The organism is Bacteroidota bacterium (assembly GCA_034723125.1).
In the GTDB taxonomy this organism is placed as follows: Bacteria; Bacteroidota; Bacteroidia; order CAILMK01; family JAAYUY01; genus JAYEOP01.
In genome coordinates, this window is record JAYEOP010000394.1 from 1948 (window position 1) to 5473 (window position 3526).

Consider the following 3526-nt stretch of genomic DNA (forward strand, 5'->3'; position numbering starts at 1 on the left):
GAATAACTCCTTGTAGGTTTTGAATAACTTTTAGTTGAAGAACTGCTTGGTGGGTTTGAATAATTCCTTGTTGAAGAACTTTTATTTGGTTTGGAATAACTCTTTGTTGAAGAACTCCTTGTAGGTTTAGAATAACTCTTTGTTGAAGAACTACTATTTGGTTTGGAATAACTCCTTGTAGGTTTTGAATAATTTCTTGGGGAAGAGCTACTTGAAGGTTTTGAATAACTTTTAGTTGAAGAACTGCTTTTAGGCTTTGAATAACTGCTTGGTGGGTTTGAATAATTCTTTGTTGAAGAGCTTTTTGTTGGCTTTGAATATGTATTGCTAGGATTACTTCTTTTAGTTGGATTAGTATTTACATTTCGAGAAGGCTTTGTGTATGTTTTTTTTGTAGATGTAGAACTACTTTTATAATTATTTGTCGGTTTTGAATGACTTTTATAATAATCATTATTTGGGTTTTTATTTATGTTACTTTTGCCTACTGAACTTGAAGGTTTAGAAATATTTGTTGTTCTGTTTTCGGGTTTTGTATTGCTTATATTTGAAGGACTTACTTTATTATTAATAGCACTGCTGTTTATTCTTCCTGAAGCATTAGTGTTAAGCTTTCCAATTTCATTAGTTCTTGAATTGCTTTTAACTTTTGCACTTGATGCATTTCCACTATTAACATTAGTGTTAACGTTTGTAGCTTTTGTAGCAGATTTATTTATTCCTGAATATCTACTTCCATTAGTAGATTTCAATGAAGTATTTGTTGGCTTGTTTATACTTGAAGAACGTATTGCTTTAACATCATTACCTTCGTTTGCAATTCTCTTGGAACCTGTAACTCCTGAAGTTGAAGCATGTCTGTTTCTTACGTTTGAGCTAATTCCTTGTCTTGGGCCATTTCTGGAATTTCCTCCATGTGTATAAGCATCTGAACTGCCACTGCTTCCATAGTAATAGTTAGAACCATAATATCCATTCCAATAGCCATCATTGTAACCATTGTAATAACTGTAATAATTACTTCCCCAGCCATAGTAATGAGAATATCCGTAATATGGTCTGTAGTAATAAGAATTATAATATGGGTTGTGCCATGAATTATAGGGATAATAATTATAGTATCCGTAATTTCCAAAACCTATTGAATATCTCAAATTCCAACTACTGTAATATGGATTGTAATAATAGTTATTGTGATAAAAAGGATCGTAATAATCAAATCTGGAATTAGGACGGTAAAATCTTCTTATTCTTGAAGAATATAAATAGTTGGATCCATAATAATCATAATTGTCATAAACATCAACATCTCCATAGTAATTGTTTGTTACATAACTTTTATCGTCAGTATCTCTATAAGTATCAACTTCTCCTTCATAATCTTCATAAACATCCATTTCGGAATTATAATCTGTGTTTTCATTATAATCAGATTCGTTTTCATAAACATATTCTTCAGTTTTTGTTGGTATTGTGGGTTCCTCCTTTTTTTCTTTTGTAGCTATAACAACATCAGTGTTGGGATTGTAATAAACATCATCATAACCATTAAAATTATTTGTAGTAGTACAACTTGAAAAAATAAAAGTTGCAAATGCGAATGATATTAGATAACTTAGCTTTTTCATAATGACTCAATTTTATTTAACAAAGGAGAAATAATTTATATCTTTGCATATTTTAAAAACAAATATTATTCCAAAATATACAACATAAATGGTTAAAAAGATTACTTCAAAAGAAACAGATTTCTCACAATGGTATAATGATATTGTTAAAGAGGCAGGATTAGCAGAGCATTCATCTGTAAAAGGTAGCATGGTAATTAAACCTTACGGATATGCAATTTGGGAAAACATAAAAAGTGAATTAGATAAAAAATTCAAAGAAACTGGACATCAAAATGCATATTTCCCTCTTTTTGTTCCAAAATCATTTTTAAGTCGTGAGGCTTCTCATGTTAAAGGATTTGCTAAAGAATGTGCTGTAGTAACGCATTACAGATTAAAAACTTCGGAAGATGGTAAAGAAGTAATTGTGGATCCTGAAGCAAAACTTGAAGAAGAACTTATTGTTAGACCAACATCTGAAACAATTATTTGGAATACTTACAAAAATTGGATACAATCGTATCGTGATTTACCTTTATTAATAAACCAATGGGCAAATGTTGTACGATGGGAAATGCGAACAAGATTATTTTTACGTACTTCTGAGTTTTTATGGCAAGAAGGTCATACTGCACATGCCACAAAAAATGAAGCCTTGGAAGAAACAATTAAAATATTAAATATTTATTCAGATTTTGCTCAGAATTTTCTTGCAATACCAGTGCATAAAGGAGTGAAATCCGAAACAGAAAGATTTGCAGGTGCCGTTGACACTTATTGTATTGAAGCACTTATGCAAGATGGCAAAGCATTACAAGCTGGAACATCGCATTTTCTAGGACAAAATTTTGCTAAAGCTTTTGATGTAAAATATTTAAACAACGAGAGTAAACAAGAATATGTTTGGGCAACTTCTTGGGGAGTTTCTACAAGGCTTATCGGTGCGTTAATTATGGCTCACAGTGATGATAAAGGATTGGTTTTACCTCCGAATATTGCTCCTCTTAAAGTAGTGATTGTCCCTATTTACCGAAAAGATCATGAAAAAGAAAAAGTGCTTGACAAAGCTTATCAGGTAAAAAAATCCTTAGAAGCAAAAAATATTTCTGTAAAAGTTGATGATGATGACAACAAAAAACCAGGGTGGAAATTTGCAGAATATGAACTAAAAGGTGTTCCTGTAAGAATAGCAATCGGACCAAGGGATATTGAAAATAATACCGTTGAAATAGCTAGGAGGGATAAACAAGAAAAATTTGTTATCAGTATTGATGAGATTCAAGAAAGGATTCCTACTTTACTTGATGACATTCAAGAAAATATTTACAATAAGGCAATTAAATTTAGGGAAGATAATACTCATGAGGCAAAGGACTTTGCAGAATTTAAAGATATTCTAAAAAACAAAGACGGATTTATAAATGCTTTTTGGGATGGAACTAAGGAAACGGAACAACAAATTAAAGAAAAAACAAAAGCAACAATACGCTTTATTCCTTTAGATGCTAATGAGTTGGAAGGGAAGTGTGTATTCTCAGGTAAACCAACAAAAATAAAAGCGGTTTTTGCTAAGGCATATTAAAATAATACTCCAATTTTATGAATTTAAAAAAAGAAGGACTTGAAAAAATTCGAAAGGAAATTGATAGTATTGATGAAGAAATAATTTCATTGATTGCAAAAAGATATGAATTTGTAAAATCAGCAACAGACTTTAAAGATTCAGAAAAGAGTGTTTTGGCAACAGAACGGCAAAAAGAAATGAACCGAAAACGCAAGCTAATAGCAAAGAAACACAATTTACCTATTGACTTAATTGAAAGCGTTTATTCAAAAATGATAAAGTATTTTACTGAGAAACAAATGGAACTTTGGCAAAAAAGGAAATAGAATTCTTGCAGAATTTAAAATAAAAA

3 protein-coding genes are annotated in these 3526 nt (G+C 30.6%); 2 read left to right on the forward strand and 1 reads right to left on the reverse strand.

What is annotated here, in order from left to right:
• Nucleotides 1-1628, reverse strand: a 1628-nt coding sequence (locus tag U9R42_10625) for a hypothetical protein (protein ID MEA3496478.1), incomplete at its 3' end; no start/stop codon positions are given.
• Nucleotides 1629-1716: 88 nt separating this feature from the next.
• On the opposite strand from U9R42_10625, the gene proS reads away from it, so the two are divergent.
• Complete coding sequence (proS, locus tag U9R42_10630; protein ID MEA3496479.1) at nucleotides 1717-3192, forward strand: proline--tRNA ligase; 1476 nt, start codon at nucleotides 1717-1719, stop codon at nucleotides 3190-3192.
• Nucleotides 3193-3209: 17 nt separating this feature from the next.
• Nucleotides 3210-3500, forward strand: coding sequence for a chorismate mutase (locus U9R42_10635; protein MEA3496480.1), 291 nt, complete (start codon nucleotides 3210-3212; stop codon nucleotides 3498-3500).
• Nucleotides 3501-3526 lie beyond the last annotated feature (26 nt).

What these genes read in the sequence shown, in the direction of transcription:
- U9R42_10635 (MEA3496480.1), top strand. Translation starts at nt 3,210, where the DNA reads ATGAATTTAAAAAAAGAAGGACTTGAAAAAATTCGAAAGGAAATTGAT.
- proS (MEA3496479.1), top strand. Translation starts at nt 1,717, where the DNA reads ATGGTTAAAAAGATTACTTCAAAAGAAACAGATTTCTCACAATGGTAT.